Annotated in this window: 2 protein-coding genes (1 of these 2 cut by a window edge); both read right to left on the bottom strand. The window is 66.4% G+C overall.

Going from position 1 to position 17,913, the window contains the following annotated elements:
* Positions 1–17,688 carry a non-ribosomal peptide synthetase gene (locus CWR53_RS14710; protein ID WP_100851937.1) on the bottom strand — a complete coding sequence of 5,896 codons (17,688 nt, stop codon included), beginning with the start codon at positions 17,686–17,688 and terminating at the stop codon, positions 1–3.
* A protein-coding gene (locus tag CWR53_RS14715; RefSeq protein ID WP_100851938.1) for a non-ribosomal peptide synthetase crosses the window boundary here: on the bottom strand, positions 17,688–17,913 show its end. Its footprint extends 9,425 nt past the window's final position; 226 of the gene's 9,651 nt are visible here — the last part of the coding sequence; the start codon falls outside the window, past its right edge — the gene reads right to left on this strand; the stop codon is at positions 17,688–17,690. The genes CWR53_RS14710 and CWR53_RS14715 overlap by 1 nt, the downstream gene beginning before the upstream one ends.

Below are 17,913 nucleotides of genomic sequence, written 5' to 3' on the forward strand. Positions count from 1 at the left end.
TCACGCGCGCCCCTGGGTTTCGGTGATCGCGTCCAGGCACTGGCACACCTCGCGCAACACCTGGGGCTGCTTGAGGATGTCGAAGTGCGATGCCTGGATGAGCGTTGCGTCGTCCTGGCTGAACCGCCGTTGATAGGCGTGGGCCGGAGCGCCGTACCCCTCCTCTGCCCACCAGAAGCTGGCCGGGCACTCGATGGCGGGCAGCGGCGCCAGGCGTCGCGACAGTGCCTTGAGGCGCAGCGCCACCTTAAAGGCATGCACCAGTTCCTCGGCAGCAAAGCGCGGTGAATCACCGCTGCCCAGCACGTGGGCCTGCACCTGCGCTACCAGGGTTTCGAGGGCCAGGTGGGAGCCATCCGTAGACAGGTCGAACGTCGGCAGGCTTTCGGGCGGCTGGTCCAGGATGATCGACAGGAAGTTGCGCAGCTCTTCGGTCAGGTCGTCCTCTGGGCCGTGGTCACCGGGCACGAAGCTGTCCACCAGCCCAACGAAGTGCACGCAGTGGCCCTGCCCTTCCAGCACACGGGCGACCAGCAGCGCCAGCGGCCCGCCCAGCGACCAGCCCAGCAAGTTGTACGGCCCTTGTGGTTGCTGTTCGCGGATGAACCCTGCGTAGTCCTGGGCCATGGCTTCCAGCGAGCTGTCCTGCCAGTGCTTGTCCAGCAGCATGCGGCACTGCACGCCGATGACCTGGCGCACTCCGTCCAGCCGCCGCGCCAGGGGCTCATAGTCGAACACGGTGCCGAACCCTGCGTGCAGGCAGAACAGGGGCTCGCATTGCGCGACCGGGCCGTTGAGCGGCAGCAGCGGTGACGGCACTGCCACGGCGTCATCCACATAACCGGACAACTCGGCGATGGTGGGTTTGCTCATCATGTCACGCAGCTTCAGCTCAACGCCCAGCGCCGGTTGATTGCGCACCTTGGACAACACCTTCAGGGTGCGCAAGGAATCGCCGCCCAGCTCGAAGAAGTTGTCCGTCACCCCGACCTGCTCCAGCTCCAGCACCTCTTGCCAGATCGCGACAAGGCCCGCTTCGAGGGCGTTGCGCGGTGCCACGTACTCGCGGCCCTTGAAGGACGGGTCTGGCAGCGCCTTGCGGTCGACCTTGCCGTTGGGGCTCAGCGGCAGGTGTTCCAGCACCAGGATCTGGCTGGGCACCATGTAGTCGGGCAAGCCCTGTTGCAACGCCATACGCAGCGCCTCGCCTTGCAGCGCCGGGCTGCTGGTGGCCACATAGCCGATCAGTTGCTTGCCGCCTTCGGTGTCACGGGCCACGACGACCGCATCGCGCACCTGGGGTTGACTGCGCAAGCGGGCCTCGATTTCGCCCAGCTCGATGCGAAAGCCCCGGATCTTCACCTGATGATCCAGGCGACCAAGGAAGTCGATCACCCCGTCTGCGCGGCGGCGCACCAGGTCGCCGGTGCGGTACAGGCGCGCGCCACTGCCACTGGGGTCGGCGACGAAACGCTCGGCGGTCAGGCCTGGCCGCGCATGGTAGCCCCGCGCAAGCCCCTCCCCGCCAATGTACAACTCACCCGGTACGCCATCGGGCAATGGGTTCAGGCCGGCATCGAGAATGTGCAGGGTACGCTCGCCCACCCGTGTGCCAATCGGCGCATAGGCCGCCTCGCAGCGCTGGTCGGTATCGACCACCCACAGCAACGGCGTGACCACGGTTTCGGTAGGGCCGTAGCCATTGGTCAGCAGCCTTGGGCGCAGGGTGCGCTTGACCAACTCGAAATTGGCATCGGCCACGGCGTCGCCGCCAAAGCAGTAGATCTGCACCGGTGGCGGGTTGTCGAAGGCCTGGCCGTATTCGGCCAACTGTTGCAGGTACGCAGGCGGGAAACAGGCGATGGTGATGGCCTGCTCATGCAGCACCTGCCAGGTTTCCTCGGGCGTCCACAGACGGTTGTCGCGCACCACCAGCTGACCACCGGCCGCCAGGGTGGACAGCCAGCGCTCCTGGGCGCCATCGAAGGCGAACGACATGAACAGCAACTCGCGGGTCGCCTCACTCATCCCATAGCGCTCGATGATGGCCTGGCAATGCATGGCCAGCGGCCCGCGGGCGACTGCAACGCCTTTGGGCTTGCCAAGCGAACCGGAGGTGTAGATCAGGTACGCCAGGTTGTCCTCGTCGATCGCGACCGCCGGCAAGGCGACCTGCGCCTGTACCGGCGCAAGCGATTCGAGCAGGAGGGTGTCGACCCCTTCGGCGCTTGGCAAACGGTCACTGACGCTGGCCTGGCTGATGAGCAGTCGCATGGCCGAGTCCTCGATGATCCACTGCACCCGCTCGCGTGGGTAGTCGATATCGACAGGCACATAGGCAGCGCCGGTCTTGAGCACCGCATAGAAGGCTACGATCATGTCCACCGAGCGCTCCAGCGCCACCCCGACACGCACCTCCGGGGCAGCACCGGCCTCGATCAGGGCCACGGCCAGGCGGTTGGCGCGCGCCTCAAGTTCGGCATACGTCAGGGACCGCCCGGCGCAGCTGACCGCCACCTGCTGACCACGGGCCTGCACATGCCCGACGATACGCTGCAGCAGCGGCGTGCGGGTCGGGTTGGCGACCAGCCGGTTGGCCTGGGCTTGCTGGCGTTCAGCGTCGGCATCGAGCATGGGCAGGCTGCCGATGGCTGCCAGTGGGTCGCCCAGCAGCGCTTGAAGCAAGCGCTCGAAGCTGCGCCGGATGCCTTGGCAGGCGACGGGGCTGAAGCGGCTGCGCCAGTAAAGGAACTCGATGCTCAAGGTGTCATCCAGGTGCACGGCGAGGTCCATGGCATAGTTGGTCACGTCGCGGCCTTCGCTGGCGCCGAAGCGCAAGCCGTCTTCACCGGCGTCTTGCAGGCGCTCGTCCAGGGGATAGTTCTCGAACACCACGATGCTGTCGAACAGCGCCTGCCCGCTTTGCCCGGACCAACGCTGCACATCGGCCAGAGAGACGTGCTCGTAGTCACGCACCTGCACGTTGTAGTCCTGCAGGGCCTGCAACCACTGGCCCACCGGCTGTTCGGGCGCAGGTGCCTGGATGATCGGCAGCGTGTTGATGAACAGGCCCAGCATGTCTTCAGCACCCGGCAGGTTTGCCGGACGACCGGCAACGGTTGCGCCGAAGCACACGCGCGATTGCCCGGTGTAGCGTTGCAGCAGCAGCAACCACGCCGCCTGGATCAGCGTGTTGGGCGTGACCCGCAGGCGCTGGGCCTGATCACGCAGTTGCCGGGTTTGCGCGGCGTCCCAGTTCAGGTACAGGGCGTCGTAGCCGTCGGCCTCGGCGACGGGCGCTGGATGCAACCCGGTGGCCAGCAGGGTGGGCCCTTCCAGCCCGGCCAGCTTGTCTTTCCAGAAGTGCTCCATCTGCGCCTGGGGCTGGGCGGCCAGCCAGCCAATGTAGTCGCGGTAGCTGCCGCGCTTGCCGGGCAGTGCTTGCCCAGCGTACACGGCGAACACCTCGCCAAGCAGGCGTGAGTGGCTCCAGCCGTCCATGAGGATGTGGTGGCTGCTCCAGATCAGTTGCTGGCGCTGCTCGTCCAGGCGCACCAGGGTCAGGCCCATCAAGGGCGGCTGCAGCAGGTCGAAGCCGCGGGCGTAGTCCTGCTCGGCCAGGCGTTGCAGGTCGGCGGCGCTGACCGGGCGATTCCGCCAGTCGAGCTCGCGCACACGCAGTTCGGCACGCTTGGCCACCCATTGCAACGGCTCGCTGAGGTGGCTTTCGGTCCAGAACCCAGTGCGCAGGATTTCATGGCGATCGACCATGTGCTGCCAGGCCGCAATGAAGCGCGCGTTGTCCAGCCCTTGTACCTGCACGCTGGTTTGGCTGACGTACAGCCCCTGTTGGGCGGCTTCGAGGGTATGGAACAGGATGCCCTGTTGCATCGGCGACAGCGGGTACAGGTCTTCGACAGCCCCGGCCGGCACCGGCAAGCGGTCCAGCTGCGCCTGGCTCAGCCCTGCGAGCGGGAAGTCGGACGGGGTCAGGCAGGGGTGCTCCAAGGCCAGGCAGTGTTCAACGACCGCACGTAGCTCGCCCACATAGGCCTGGGCCAGTTCCTCGATGGTGCACGCGGCGAACCGCTGGCGGCTGAAGGTGAAGTCCAGCTTCAGGGCGCCCTCGAACACCTGCCCGTTGATGGTCAAGGCATTGCCCAGCGGCGCCTGATCACTGACCTGGCGCCCACCGCTCTCCGCAGCCGGGGCGAACAGCGCGTCGTCCTCACGTGCGGCGCTGGCGTCGAACTGGCCCAGGTAGTTGAAGGTGATGCGTGGCTGCGCCAGGGTGGCCAATGCCTGGCGGGTGGCCGCATCGCCTAGATAACGCAGCACTCCAAAGCCAAGGCCCTTGTCCGGGATGGCACGCAGGTGCTCCTTGACCTGCTTGATGGTGTCCCCCACTGGCCCCGCCACCGGCAGTTTCACTGGGAACAGGCTGGTGAACCAGCCCACGGTACGGGTGAGGTCGACGTCGTCGAACAGCGTCTCGCGGCCGTGGCCTTCCAACTCGATCAATGCCGCCTGCTCGCCCGTCCATTGGCAGATCACCCGCGCCAGGGCGGTCAGCAGCAGGTCATTGACTTGGGTGCGGTAAGCGGCCGGGGCCTGCTGAAGCAGTTGTCGGGTCAGCGCTGGATCCAGTTCAACCTGCACGGTGTGGGCGTCACCCACCTGCTGGCTGCCTTGGGCATCTTCGCCAGGCAACGTCTGGGCAAAGCCCTGCAGTTGGGCCTGCCAGTAGGCCAGTTGCTGGCATAGGGTTTCGCTTCGGGCGTGGGCTTGCAGGCGTTCAGCCCAGGCCTTGTAAGCGCTGGTCTTGGCCGGCAGGCTGAGCGGCTGCCCGGTCAGGCACTGCTGGTAAGCCTGTTGCAGGTCCTCGAACAGAATGCGCCACGACACGCCATCGACCACCAGATGATGGATCGCCAGCAGCAAGCGCTGACTGCCATCGGCCAGGGTGGCCAACACCGCGCGCAGCAGCGGGCCCTGGGCCAGGTCCAGGCTACGCTGGGCATCGTCGCACAGGGCGGTGAGTGCCTGGGCATCGGTCACCTCGCGTTGCCACAGCAGCGCCTGGGCACTGCCGCCGTGGCAGGCCTGCCAACCCTGCTCGCCTTCACTGAAGCGCAGGCGCAGGGCATCGTGGTGGTGCACCAACGCCTGCAACGCCTGCTCCAGCGCAGCCCCTTGAAGCGGCGCGCTCGGCACCAGCAACACCGACTGGTTCCAGTGGTGACGCTGGGCAATGGCCTCACTGAAGAAGCTGTGTTGCACAGGGAGCAACGGCGTGCTGCCGGTGACCGCACCTTGGTCGATCTGCAGAGCTGTGTCTGCCGTGCCAACGACTTGGGCCAAGGCCCGGAGGGTCTGGTGCTGGAACAACGCTTTCGGGGTCAGGTGCAGCCCCAGTTGCCGCGCTCGGCTGACCACCTGAATGGAGATGATCGAGTCACCGCCCAGCTCGAAGAAGTTGTCGTCCACCCCGACCCGCTCAAGCTTCAGCACGTCTTGCCAGACTGTGGCCAACTGCTGTTCGAGCGCTGTCTGCGGGGCGGCGAAGGCATGGCGGCTAGCGGCCTCGGGTAGCGGCAGCGCCTTGCGGTCGATCTTGCCGCTCGGGCTCAATGGCAGGCTGTCGAGCACCACCAGGTGCGCCGGCACCATGTAGTCCGGCAGGCTCGCTTTCAGGGCATCGCGCAGCGTGACCGCAGCCACCTGCGTGACCACGTAGCCCACCAGTTGCGGCCCATTGGGGCCAGGCTGCGCCATGACCAGCGCCTCGCTGACACCGGCCTGCGCCAGCAGGCAAGTCTCGATCTCGCCCAGCTCGATACGGAAGCCACGGATCTTCACCTGATGGTCCACCCGGCCGACGTATTCGATCACGCCATCGGCACGGTAGCGCGCCAGGTCGCCCGTGCGGTACAAGCGCCCGCCGTTGCCGCCGAACGGGTCGGGCAGGAAGCGCTCGGCGGTCAGCGCACTGCGGCCGAAATAGCCGCGCGCCAGCAACTGGCCACCGATCACCAGCTCACCCACGACACCGGTCGGCACCGGCTGCCCGGCGTCGTCCAGCAGGTAGACGTCCCGCCCTGGCAAAGCCGTGCCGATCGGCAAGGTGTGAGGCACGGGTTGTTCGCCCAGCACGTACGGGGTGCAGTCGAGCGTGGTGGAAGTGACCGTGGTTTCGGTCGGGCCGTAGGTGTTGAGCAGGCGCACGCGGCCCAGCCCGGCCTTGTGCCAGGCGGCCATGCCTTCAGGCGGCATGGCTTCGCCGCCCGCATGAATCTGGCGCAGCTGCCCGTAGTCGCGTGGCCCTACGCTGGCAAACTGGGTGGCCAGCAGGTTCCAGTACGCGGTCGGCAGGTCGGCCACGCTGATGCCGTGGGCCAGCACACGCTGGTAGAACGTCTCGCTGTCCCAGATTTCGTTGCCCCGCAGCATCACGGTGGCACCGCAGACCAGCGGGGCGTACAGCTGCTCGACGAAGGCGTCGAAGTTGAACGTGGCAAATTGCAGGACGCAGTCGGATGCGTGGATATCGGAATACCACTGGGCCACGAAGGCGTGGCGGGTCAAGGCACCATGGCTGATGGCTACGCCCTTCGGCCGGCCGGTCGAGCCGGAGGTGAAGATCACGTAGGCCAGGTTGTCGGCGTGCACGCGGTTGAGCGGGTCGCTGTCAGCGCCGCTGCCGTCCTCAGGCGTATCCAGCAGCAGGCACTGCACCTGCGCGTCCAGCGCCAGCGCTTGGCGCAAGTGCGACTGGGTCAACAGCAGCGCGATGCGGCTGTCCTCGACCATCTGCTGCAAGCGCTCGCGGGGGAATTTCGGATCGAGCGGCACGTAGCCGCCGCCTGCCTTGAGCACGGCTAGCAAGGCGATGACCATCGGCGCATCGCGCTCGACGGCGATGCCGACCAGCACGTCCGGGCCCACGCCCTGGGCGATCAGGCGGTGGGCCAGGCGGTTGGCCGCCGCGTTGAGCTGGGCGTAGGTCAGCTCGGTGGTTTCAGTGATCAGCGCAATGTGGTGCGGAACGCGCTGGGCCTGCTGCTCGAACAGCACATGTGCAGGGGCCAGGCTTGGATATTGACCGGCGGCCATGCCCCAATCCTGCACCGGGGCGCGCTGGCGCCCGTCGTCCAGCAGGGTCAGATCGCCCAGGCAAAGCCCGTCGGGCCCCTCGACCATTTGCAGGAGCAAGTGGGCCAGGTTGTCACTGATGCCCGCGATACCCGGCGCATCGAACGCCTCGCCCGCATAGGTGAAGTGCAGCAGCACGGTGGACCCGGCGTTTACGCTGACGGTCAGCGGGTAGTTGCTCTGCTCATGGTTGTCGATGCTGCCAAAGCGCAGGTCCACGGGCGCTGCTTGCAGCGCCTCGGAAACCGGATAGTTCTCGAACACCAGGATGTTGTCGAACAGCGCTTCACCGCCCTGCCCGGCCCAGCGCTGGATATCGAAGAGCGGGGTGTGCTCCTGCTCGCGCAGTGCCAGGTTCAGTTGCACAAGCGCATGCAGCCACGCCTGCAGCGGCTGATCTACCTGGGGGCTGGCCACTACCGGCAAGGTGTTGATGAACAGGCCGATCTGCTGCTCCACACCGCTGATCGCCGCCGGGCGCCCGGCCACGGTGGCCCCGAACACGACGCCGTCGTGCCCGGTGTAGCGTTGCAGCAGCAACAGCCAGGCCGCCTGGATGACGGTGTTGAGGGTGACCTTGTGGCGCCGCGCAAAGGCGTTCAGACGCTGGGTGTGATGTTCGTCCAGCCGGTGGAAATGATCGTATTGACCTGAGCTGCGCGTTGCCGGCTTCAAGGCTTGTGCCAGCAGGGTCGGTGCCGGCAGGCAGGCCAGTTGATCGCGCCAGAACGCCTCGCTGGCCTGACGGTCCTGACGCAGCAACCAGCCGATGTAGTCGCGGTACTGCGTAGGCCCTTGGGTGACCGGGTGACCGGCATAGCGCTGGAGCACTTCGCCCAGAAGCTGCGAGGTGCTCCAGCCGTCCATCAGGATATGGTGGCTGGTGTAGATCAGGTGATAGTCCTGCACGTCGGTCTGTGCAAGTACCAGCCTGAGCAACGGCGCGGTGTGAAGCTCGAAGCCACGTTGCAGTTCGCTTTGCGCCAGGGCATCAAGGGTTGCTTGCGCAGAGGTTTCGTCGCGCAGGTCCAGCAGGCGGAACGGCAGCTCGACCCGATTCATGACCACCTGCACGGCCTGCTCGAACTGCCAGTTGAACCCGGTGCGCAGAATGGCGTGGGCATCGAGGGTGGCCTGCCAGGCACTGCGGAATCGCTGCGGGTCGAGCCCACCGATGTCCAGACGCATCTGGTTCAGGTAATCGCCACTTCCCTGTTCGTAGAGGCTGTGGAACAACATGCCCTGCTGCATCGGGGACAGCGGGTAGATGTCCTCAAGGTTGGCCGCAGGCACCGCAAGCTGGTCCAGTTGCGCCTGGTCAAGACTGGCCAGGGGGAAATCGGACGGCGTCACGCCGCCCGCGTCAGGCGCCAGGCAGTGTTCGATCAGCGCTTGCAGTTGTGCGCCGTAGGCATCGGCTAAGTCCTCGATGGTCTGCACCTCGAACTGCTCGGCGCTGAACGTCCAGTCCAGGCTTAGGCAACCGTCGTACACGCGCCCGTTGAGCACCAGCCAATTGTCCAATGGGGCATCTGGGCTTTGCTCACGGCCGCGCTTTTCGGTAGCCGGGGTGAACAAGGCGTCATCGTCGTCGGCAAAACTGCCGTCGAATTGGCCCAGGTAGTTGAAGGTGATACGCGGCGTCGCCAGGGCCGCCAGGGCCTCGCGTGTGGCAGCGTCCCCCAGGTAGCGCAGCACACCATAGCCGATACCCTTGTCAGGGATGCCGCGCAGGTGTTCCTTGACCTGGCGAAGCGTATCGCCAAGGTCGGTCGACACGGGCAACTTCACCGGGAACAGGCTGGTGAACCAGCCCACGGTACGGGTGAGGTCGACGTCGTCGAACAGCTCCTCGCGGCCATGGCCTTCCAACTGGATCAGCGCGGCCTGTTCGCCCGTCCACTGGCAGATCACACGGGCCAAGGCGGTCAGCAGCAAGTCGTTGACCTGGGTGCGGTAGGCCGCAGGCGCCTGCTGTAACAGGCGACGGGTTTGCTGGGCGTCCAGGCGGGTCTGCACAGTATGGGCGTGGTGCCCCTGCATGCCCGCATCGGCCTTGGCGCCCGGCAGGTCTGTGCGTTGACCACGCAGTTGCGCCAGCCAATAGTCCTTCTGGCCCAGCAGCGCCGGGCTGTGGGCATGCGCCTCAAGCTTATGGGCCCAGGCCTGGTAGGCCGTGGTCTTGCTCGGCAGTTTCGCGGGCTGCCCGGCCAGGCATTGTGCGTAGGCCTGTTGCAGGTCCTCGAACAGAATGCGCCACGACACGCCATCGACCACCAGGTGATGGATCACCAGCAGCAAGCGCTGGCTGCCATCGGCCAGGGTGGCCAACACCGCGCGCAGCAGCGGGCCCTGGGCCAGGTCCAGGCTACGCTGGGCATCGTCGCACAGGGCGGTGAGCGCCTGGGCATCGGCCACCTCGCGCTGCCACAGCAGCGCCATCACACGCTCGCCATGTTCGGCTTGCCAGCCTTGCTCACTTTCGCTGAAGGTAAGCCGCAACGCATCGTGATGCTGCACAAGGGCCTGCAATGCCTGCTCCAGTGCAACGCCCTCAAGCGCGGTGCGTGGTACCAGCAGCACTGACTGGTTCCAGTGGTGACGCTGGGCAATGGCTTCACTGAAGAAGCTGTGCTGCACCGGCAGCAGGGGCATGCCGCCGAGGACGGTACCCTGGTCGATGTGCACGGCGCTGTCGCCAGTGCGCACGACCTTGGCCAGGGCGCGCAGGGTCTGGTGCTGGAACAGCTCCTTGGGCGTGAAGTGCAGCCCCTGCTGACGGGCTCGGCTGACCACCTGGATGGAGATGATCGAGTCACCGCCCAGCTCGAAGAAGTTGTCGTCCACCCCGACCCGCTCAAGCTTCAGCACGTCTTGCCAGATACGCGCCAGTTGCTGTTCGAGCGGGCGCTGGGGGGCGATAAATGCCTGGTTACTGGAGGCCTCGGGCAGCGGCAGTGCCTTGCGGTCGATCTTGCCGCTCGGGCTCAGCGGCATGTGGTCGAGCAGCATGAGATGGGCGGGGACCATGTAGTCCGGCAGGCTCGCCTTGAGCGCTTCGCGCAGCGTCTGCACGTTTGCATCTGCAACCAGGTAAGCGACCAGTTGCGGCCCGTTCGGGCCAGGCTGCGCCATGACCAGCGCCTCGCTGACACCGGCCTGCGCCAGCAGGCAAGTCTCGATCTCGCCCAGCTCGATACGAAAGCCACGGATCTTCACCTGATGGTCCACCCGGCCGACGTATTCGATCACGCCATCGGCACGGTAGCGCGCCAGGTCGCCCGTGCGGTACAAGCGCCCGCCGTTGCCGCCGAACGGGTCGGGCAGGAAACGCTCGGCGGTCAGCGCACTGCGGCCGAAATAGCCGCGCGCCAGCAACTGGCCACCGATCACCAGCTCACCCACGACACCGGTCGGCACCGGCTGCCCGGCGTCGTCCAGCAGGTAGATGTCCCGCCCTGGCAAAGCCGTGCCGATCGGCAAGGTGTGAGGCACGGGTTGTTCGCCCAGCACGTACGGGGTGCAGTCGAGCGTGGTGGAAGTGACCGTGGTTTCGGTCGGGCCGTAGGTGTTGAGCAGGCGCACATGGCCCAGCCCGGCCTTGTGCCAGGCGGCCATGCCTTCAGGCGGCATGGCTTCGCCGCCCGCATGAATCTGGCGCAGCTGCCCGTAGTCGCGTGGCCCTACGCTGGCAAACTGGGTGGCCAGCAGGTTCCAGTACGCGGTCGGCAGGTCGGCCACGCTGATGCCGTGGGCCAGCACCCGCTGGTAGAACGTCTCGCTGTCCCAGATTTCGTTGCCCCGCAGCATCACGGTGGCACCGCAGACCAGCGGGGCGTAAAGCTGCTCGACGAAGGCGTCGAAGTTGAACGTGGCGAATTGCAACACGCAGTCGGATGCGTGGATATCGGAATACCACTGGGCCACGAAGGCGTGGCGGGTCAAGGCACCATGGCTGATGGCTACGCCCTTCGGCCGGCCGGTCGAGCCGGAGGTGAAGATCACGTAGGCCAGGTTGTCGGCGTGCACGCGGTTGAGCGGGTCGCTGTCGGCGCCGCTGCCGTCCTCAGGCGTATCCAGCAGCAGGCACTGCACCTGCGCGTCCAGCGCCAGCGCGTGGCGCAAGTGCGACTGGGTCAACAGCAGCGCGATGCGGCTGTCCTCGACCATCTGCTGCAAGCGCTCGCGGGGGAATTTCGGATCGAGCGGCACGTAGCCGCCGCCTGCCTTGAGCACGGCCAGCAAGGCGATGACCATCGGCGCATCGCGCTCGACGGCGATGCCGACCAGCACGTCCGGGCCCACGCCCTGGGCGATCAGCCGGTGGGCCAGGCGGTTGGCCGCCGCGTTGAGCTGGGCGTAAGTCAGTTCGGTGGTTTCAGTGATCAGCGCAGTGCGGTGCGGAACGCGCTGGGCCTGCTGCTCGAACAGCACATGGGCAGGGGCCAGGCTTGGGTATTGACCGGCGGCCATGCCCCAATCCTGCACCGGGGCGCGCTGGCGCCCCTCTTCGAACAGCTTCAGCTCACCCAGGCAGCGCTGGGGCGAGCCGTTCGCCATCTGCGCCAGTAGATGGGCCAGGTGGCCTGCAACCTGGGCCATGCGTTCGGCACTGAACTGCGCCGCGTCATAGCTGTAATGCAACAACAGGTCGGCCCCGGTGCTGACGCTCAGGGTCAGTGGGTAGTTGTTCTGCTCATGGCTGTGCACGTCACCAAAGTGCAGGTCACTGACGCCGCCTTGCTGCAGCGCCTCGGACACAGGGTAGTTTTCGAATACCAGCAGGGTATCGAACACTCCATCGCCGCCCTGCCCGGCCCAGCGCTGCACATCACTCAGCGCACTGTGTTCGTGGTCCCGAAGTGCCAGGTTGATGCCTTGTACGGTCTGTAACCAACCGGCCAGCGCCAGCTGCGGCTCGGGCCGCGCGACCACCGGCAGGGTATTGATGAACAGGCCGATCTGCTGCTCGATGCCCTGCAATTGCGTAGGCCGGCCCGCGACCGTAGCCCCGAATGCCACGCTGTCGTGGCCGGTGTAGCGCTGCAACAGCAACAGCCAGGCGGCCTGCACGAGCGTGTTGAGGGTGACTTTCTGCTGACGGGCAAAGCCGTGCAACTGTTCGGTCATCGCAGCGTCCAGGCGCCATTTCAATTCGCCTTGCCCGGTCTGGCCGGTGGCGGCGCACTTGAGCGCACGGCTCAGCCAGGTCGGCTCCTCAAGGGTGGCGAACTGTGCGCGCCAGAAGGCCTCGCTGGCCTGTTTGTCCTGGCGTTGCAACCAGCCGATGTAGTCACTGTAGCGCCCGTTCAGGCTCTTCAGCGCCTGGCCTGCGTAGTGCTGCAGCACCTCGCCAAGCAGCTGCGAATTGCTCCAGCCGTCGAGCAAAATGTGATGGCTGGTATAGATCAGCTGATAGCGATCATCCCCCGTGCGGGCCAGCGTCAAACGCAGCAGTGGCGCCTGGGCCAGGTCGAAGCCTTGCTCGCGTTCGGCATCAGCCAGACGCGTCAATGCAGCGTCAAGATCTTCATGGCCACGCAGGTCGATTTCACGGCACGGCAGCTGCACCTGCTTGCGCACCCACTGCAGCGGCTGGGCCAGCCCGCCTTGCCAGAGGAACCCGCTGCGCAATATGTCATGGCGCTGCACCACCGCCTGCCAGGCCTCACGGAAACGCTCGGGCGCCAGCCCCTCGACGCTGACCGACAGCTGGTTGATGTAGTCCCCCCCTTGTTGCTCAAGCAAGCTGTGGAACAGCATGCCCTGCTGCATGGGCGAGAGCGGGTACAGGTCCTGGACGTCCGCCCAGGGCAGGCCAAGGGCGTCCAGCTGTGGCTGATCGAGCATGGCCAGCGGGAAGTCCGAAGGCGTCACCCCAGCACTGCCCGGCAACAGGCAGTGGGCGACCAGCTGGTTCAGCTCGCGTGCGTAATCCTGCGCCAACCGCTCGATGTCGCTGCGCTCGAACATCGCTTCGCTGAAGGTCCAGCCCAGGCGCAATTGGCCTGCGTACACCTGGCCGTTGATGCTCAGCCAATTGCCGAGCGGGGCCTCGGCGCCCTGTTCAGCGCCGGCGTCCTCGCTGGCTGGCATGAACAGGGCACCCTGGTCGCTGGCAAAGCTGCCGTCGAACTGGCCCAGGTAGTTGAAGGTGATGCGCGGCTCGGCCAGGCCGTTGAGGGCTGCCTGTGACTGGGCGCTGCCCATGTAGCGCAGGGCGCCGTAGCCGATGCCCTTTTCAGGGATCGCGCGCAACTGCTGCTTGACGCGCTTGATCGCGTCGGTCACGTCAGCGGCATCGTCCAGGCGTACCGGGAAGGCGCTGGTGAACCAGCCCACCGTGCGGGTCAGGTCGACCTCGTCGAACAGCGCTTCACGGCCGTGCCCTTCGAGCTGGATCAGCGCCGAGGCCTGCCCGGTCCAGCGGCAGATCACGCGGGTCAGCGCGGTCAGCAGCAGGTCGTTGACCTGGGTGCGGTAGGCCGCCGGGGCCTGTTGCAGCAATTGCCGGGTCAGCGTGTCGTCCAGGCGCGTGTGTACCGTACAGGCATGGCGTTTTTCCAAGCTGGCGTGAGGACGCGCGCCTGGCAGGTGGTCGGCGGCGCCTGCGACCTGCGCCTGCCAGTACGGCAGCTGCTCGGCCAGGGTCGGGGTTTGCGCCAGTGCCTGCAGGCGTTCTGCCCAGTGCTTGTAGGCCGTGGTCTTGGCCGGCAGCGACAGCGCCTCGCCTGCCAGGCACTGCGAGTAGGCCTGCTGCAGATCGTCGAACAGAATGCGCCAGGACACACCGTCCACGACCAGGTGATGAACCACCAGCAACAGCCGCTGACTGCCATCGTCCAACTGCGCCAGCACAGCCCGCAGCAGCGGCCCTTGGTGCAGGTCGAGGCTGCGCTGGGCCTGCTCGCACAACGCGGTCAGGGCCTGGCCGCGCGCGACCGTGGCGTGCCACAGCAAAGGCGCCTGCTCCTCGGCGCTCTGTTGCTGGGCCGGTGCCCGGTGCCAGGCGAGCCCGGCTTGGGCATCGAAGCGCAGGCGCAAGGCGTCATGGTGCAGCACCAGCGCCTGCAACGCCGCTTCCAGCGCACGTGGCTGCAACGCCTGCGTCGGTGCCAGCAGCACGGACTGGTTCCAGTGGTGCGCATCGGCAATGCCCTGGGCGAAGAACCAGCGCTGGATGGCCAGCAGCGGCAGGCTGCCAGTGACCGGGCCCTGATCGATGCGGGCGACCTCGCCAAAACGGGCCACACCGGCCAAGGCCTGCACGGTCTGGTGCAGGAACAGGTCTTTGGGACTGAGCACGATGCCGGCCTGACGGGCCCGGCTGACCATCTGGATCGAGATGATCGAATCACCGCCCAGCTCGAAGAAATTGTCGGTCACCCCCACCTGAGGCACCTTCAGCACCGCCTGCCAGATCTGCACCAGCGCCTGCTCGAGCGGGCTGCTGGCGGCCACATGCTGGCCTTGCAGCTGTGTAAGGTCGACTGCGGGCAGGGCCTGGCGGTCGATCTTGCCGTTGGGGGTCAAGGGCATGCGTTCGAGCAACTGCACGTGCGTGGGCACCATGTAGTCGGGCAGGTCCACCTTCAAACAGCGCTTGATCGATTCGCGGCGCTCAGCCTGGGCCTGATGATCGGACGCCAATTGCGGCGCGTCGTCGCTCACCACGTAGCCGACCAATTGCTGGCCGCTCGGGCCGGCCTGGGCCACCACCACCGCTTCGCGCACGCCCGGCACCGCCAGCAGGCGCGCTTCCACCTCGCCCAGCTCGATACGAAAACCCCGCACCTTGACCTGGCGGTCGATGCGCCCGAGGTAGTCGATGATGCCGCTGCTGCGCAGGCTCACCCGATCACCGCTGCGGTACAGCCGGGCACCGTTGCCGAACGGGTCCGGTACGAACCTTTCGGCAGTGAGCGCCGGGCGCTTGAGGTAGCCACGGGCCAAGCCCTGCCCGCCCAGGTACAACTCACCCGGGATGGCCAGGGGCAGCAGGTTCAGGTCGGCATCGAGCACATACGCGTGCCGTTCACCGACGCGATCGCCAATGGGCGCATAGGCCGCACCGCAGCTGTCCTGTTCGCCAGCTTTCCAGATCAGGGGGGTGACCACGGTCTCGGTAGGGCCGTAGCCATTAATGATATAGGTCGGACGCAGTGCGCGCCGAGCCATGGCGTAGCTGGCCTCGGACACCGCATCGCCGCCGAAGCAGTACACCCGCATCGGCGGTGGGTTGCCATCGCGCTCGGCGTGCTCGGCCAGTTGCTGAAGGTAGACCGGTGGAAACGCAGCGACCGTCACCCCATGTGCATGCATGGCGGCATAGGTTTGCTCCGGGGTCCACAGCTGCGGGTCGCGGATGAGCAGCGAAGCCCCGTGGGTCAGGGGCGTGAGCCAGCGCTCGTGGGCACCGTCGAAAGCGAACGACATGAAGTGCAGTTCGCAGTCGGCCGGCGTCATTTCGTAGCGCTCGCCAATGGCTCGGCAGTGCATGGCGATGGGGCCATGGGCCACTGCCACCCCTTTGGGCAGGCCCGTGGAACCCGAGGTGTAGATGACGTAGGCCAGGTTATCGGCCTGGGCGGCGTTCGCTGGCGCGTGGCAGGGTTGCGCGGCCAGGTCCATGTGGTCCAGGGCCAGGGTTGCCAAGCCATCCGGTACCGGCAGGCGCTGCATGAGCGCGCTGTCGCTGAGCAGCAGGGCCATGCCGCTGTCCTGCATCAAGTAAGCCAGGCGCTCGCGGGGGTATTGCGGATCGAGCGGCGTATAGGCACCGCCGGCCTTGAGCACCGCCAACAGGCTCACGACCATCTCAAGGCCACGCTCCAGGGCGATACCGACCAGCACTTCGGGCCCCACCCCTGCTGTGACCAGGGCATGGGCCAGGCGGTTGGCCTGCTGATCGAGCTGGGCAAAGCTCATGCGCTGCTCGCCAAACAGCAAGGCGGTGGCCTGCGGGGTTTGCGCAGCCCACTGGGCAATGCGCTCGTGCACCAGCGGGCCGTCGGCATGGCGCAGGTCCGGGGCGTTGCGCACGGCGTGCAGGTGCTCATGTTCATCGACGGCCAGCATCGGCAGTGCAGCAACGCAGCGCGACGGATCGGCGACGAGGCCGCGCAGCAGGGTCAGCCAATGGCCCCCCAAGCGCTCGATGGTGGCGGCATCGAACAGGTCGCACGCATAGGTCAGCGACGCCCACAGGCCGTCTTCACCCTCGACGGTGTCCAGCGTCAGGTCGAACGAGGCGCTGTGGCTTTCCCAGAACAGCCCTTCGATGTCCAGGCCAGGCACCTGCTGGGCACGTGGGTCGCGGCCCTGGCGCTGATGGTTGTACATCACCTGGAACAACGGGTTGTGGCTCAGGCTGCGGTCTGGCTGCAAGGCTTCGACCAGTTGCTCGAACGGCAAGTCCTGATGCGCCTGAGCACCGAGTACCGTCTGCTTGACCTGTTGCAGCAACGCCGGGAAGGCCAAGGCCCCCTGCACATCGGCGCGCAGCACCTGGGTGTTGACGAAGAAACCCAGCAGGCGATCGGTCTCGACCCGGTTGCGGTTGGCGTTGGGCACCCCGACGCGAATATCGGTCTGGCCGGTGTAGCGGTGCAGCAGCACCTGGAACGACGCCAGCAACAGCATGAACAGCGTGACCTGTTGCTGCTGCGCGAGGGCTTGCAAGGCTTCGCTCAGCGCCTTGTCGATGGGCAAGTCGAAACGCGCGCCGCGCAGGCTTGGCTGGGCCGCGCGCGGACGGTCGGTGGGCAACTCGAGCACCGGTTGATGCGCGCCCAGTTGCTCACGCCAGTAGGCCAGTTGCTGCTCGCTGCCGCCGGCTTCCATCCAGCGACGCTGCCAGATGGCATAGTCGGCGTACTGAATGGGCAGCGCAGGCAGCTGGACCGCCCGCCCGTGGACCAAGCCCAGGTACAGCTGCATCAGCTCATCGACCATGACCTGCATCGACCAGCCATCGGAGACGATGTGGTGCTGCACCATCACCAGCACATGCTCATCGTCAGCCACCCTCAGCAGCCCCAGCCGTACCAGCGGGCCGTGCTCGAGGTCGAAGGGCCTGGCGATCTGCTGCTCGATCAACGCCTGCACTTGGGCGTGTTGATGCTCGGGTGCCAGGGTGGCCGGCAGGTGCAACGGCTCGATCGCGATCGGCAGTGAGCCATGCACGTGCTGGCAGGGCCGCTCGTCCTTCATCACGAAGGTGGTGCGCAGGGTCTCGTGGCGTGCCACCAAGGCATCGAACGCTTGTTGCAAGGCCTGGGTGTCGAGGTGACCGCGCAGGCGCAAGGCGGTAGGGATATGAGATGCGCTGCTGCCTGGCTCCAGTTGCCAAAGGAACCACTGGCGCTCCTGGGCGAAGGACAGCGGCAGGCTGTTTAACTGCTCGCGGATGACAGGAATTGGCAGGTTGCCGGGCGAGACCTTTTGTTCGGCCATCTTGGCCAGATACTGGCGGCGCTTGTCCACGGGCAAGGCGATGAAACGCTGGGCAATGCGCAGGGCGCTGGCGTGATCCATTACACCGCCTCCATTTCGTCGAGCAGGCTTTCGAGCTGGTCGAGGGTGGCGGCATCCACCGCCCCGCCTTCGTGCTCCAGTTGGCGGGCCAGCTCGCCCAGAGTGGGGTATTGGAAAATCAATTGCGCAGTTGCCTTCATACCAAGCTCGAGTTGAATGCGTGAGACCAGGCTCACGACGAGAAGAGAGTGACCGCCCAGGTCGAAGAAGTGGTCGTTCAAGCCG

It is taken from the genome of Pseudomonas sp. SGAir0191 (genome assembly GCF_002812565.2).
Taxonomy (GTDB): Bacteria; Pseudomonadota; Gammaproteobacteria; order Pseudomonadales; family Pseudomonadaceae; genus Aquipseudomonas; species Aquipseudomonas parafulva_B.